General features: G+C 71.1%; 1 protein-coding gene and 1 pseudogene. Both read right to left on the reverse strand.

Features of this window, described 5'->3' with window-relative positions; all coding sequences use genetic code 11:
• On the reverse strand, positions 1 to 198 hold a 198-nt coding region (locus tag AC2W7A_RS11860), incomplete at its 3' end, for an acyl-CoA carboxylase epsilon subunit (protein ID WP_485991520.1).
• Positions 195 to 1,734 (reverse strand): annotated as a pseudogene (locus tag AC2W7A_RS11865) (acyl-CoA carboxylase subunit beta). The pseudogene AC2W7A_RS11865 and the gene AC2W7A_RS11860, both read right to left, overlap by 4 nt.
• Between the last annotated feature and the right edge of the window lie 392 nt (positions 1,735 to 2,126).

The following is a 2,126-nucleotide window of genomic DNA, read 5'->3' on the forward strand; positions in this document are numbered from 1 at the left end:
GGCGGTGCGGTGCCGCTCGCGCGCGGTGCGCTCGTCCGGGGCCGGCGCGGCCCCGGCCTGCAGCTGCTGGATGACGGCGGTGAGGGCGGCCATCTCCTCCGGCTCCAGGTGGGCGCCGGAGATCTGCACGGCCTCCTGCGTCTCCTCGGCAGGAGAGGTGTCCGCGCCGAAGCGCTCCGGGTTCTGCTCGTGACTCACAGCGGCATGTTCCCGTGCTTCTTGGCGGGCCGCGCCTCGCGCTTGTGGAGGGTGGCCCGCAGGGCCTTGAGCAGGTTCACGCGGGTGTGGGACGGCGGGATGACGGCGTCCACGTAGCCGAGCTCGGCGGCCTGGTAGGGGTTGAGCAGCTCGGTCTCGTAGTCCTGCACCAGCTGGGCGCGCTTGGCCTCCACATCCTCGCCGGCCTCGGCCGCGGCGGCCAGGTCCCGGCGGTAGAGGATGTTGACGGCGCCCTGCGGGCCCATCACGCCGATCTGTGCGGAGGGCCAGGCGAGGTTCAGGTCCGCGCCGAGCTTCTTGGAGCCCATCACGATGTACGCGCCGCCGAAGGCCTTGCGGGTGATCACGGTCAGCTTCGGCACGGTGGCCTCGGCGTAGGCGAAGATCAGCTTGGCGCCGCGGCGGATGATGCCGTTGAACTCCTGGTCCGTGCCGGGCAGGAAGCCGGGGACGTCCACGAAGGTGAGGATCGGGATGTTGAAGGCGTCGCAGAACCGCACGAAGCGGGCGGCCTTCTCCGAGGCGGCGATGTCCAGGGTGCCGGCGAACTGCATCGGCTGGTTGGCCACCACGCCCACGGACATGCCGTCCAGGCGGGCCAGGCCGGTGATGACGTTCGGCGCGTAGAGCTCCTGCAGCTGCAGGATGTGCCCGTCGTCCACCACGGAGCCGATCACGTCCAGCATGTCGTACGGCTGGTTCGCCGAGTCCGGCACGAGGGTGTCCAGGTCCTCGTCCTCCGCGGTGACCTCCAGCTCGCCCGGGGCGGGGAACACCGGGGCCTCGGCCAGGTTGTTCGAGGGCAGGAACTCCAGCAGCTCCTGCACGTAGGAGATCGCGTCCTCCTCGGACTCGGCCATGTAGTGGGCGGTGCCGGAGGTGGTGGAGTGCGAGTGCGCGCCGCCGAGGGTCTCCATGTCCACGTCCTCGCCGGTGACGGTCTTGATCACGTCCGGGCCGGTGATGAACATGTGGGAGGTCTTGTCCACCATGACCACCACGTCCGTGAGCGCGGGGGAGTAGGCGGCGCGCGGCCGAGGGGCCCATGATCAGGGAGATCTGCGGGACCACGCCGGAGGCCAGCACGTTGGCGCGGAAGATGTCCGCGAACTGGGCCAGGGAGGCCACGCCCTCCTGGATGCGGGCGCCGCCGCCGTCCAGGATGCCCACCACGGGGCAACCGTTGCGGGCGGCGAACTCCTGGACCTTCACGATCTTCTGGCCGTTGCGCTCGGACAGGGAGCCGCCGAACACGGTGAAGTCCTGGGAGTACACGGCCACCTGGCGGCCGTCCACGGTGCCGAAGCCGGCCACCACGCCGTCGCCCTCGGGGTGCTTGGCGTCCATGCCGAACGCGGTGGTGCGGTGCACGGCCAGGGCGTCCAGCTCCACGAACGAGCCCTCGTCCAGGAGCATCTCGATGCGCTCGCGAGCGGTGCCCTTGCCGCGGGAGTGCTGGCGCTCGACGGCGGCCTCGCCGCTGGGGGCGTGCGTCTTCTCGAGGCGCCGGTGCAGGTCCTCGAGTCGCGGCCGCTGGTGGTCGAGGTCCGGTGCGGTCACGGATGCTCTCCTTGCGACGTTGCGTGGTGGTGCGTCCTGCGGCGGATTGCAGGGTTCGGACAAACCCGCCTGCTCCGGGATCCTGCCCGGATCTGCCGCAGTTCGCCAGTCTAGGCATGCCTCGCGGGTGCCGCGGCTTGGAGGAAACCTCCACATCCGCCGCCGGCATCCCCGGGATCCCGCAGGCTTCTGCGGTATAGGTAGGACGCATGACCGAGGTGATCTGGCTCGAGACCGTGGACTCCACCCAGGACGAGCTGCTGCGCCGGCTCGCCCCCGGCGGGCAGGGGCTTCCCGACGGCGGCGCCCTGGCCTCCGCGGACCAACGCGCCGGGCGTGGGCGCCAG

The organism is Micrococcus sp. LASM2_SD2, from assembly GCF_057364565.1.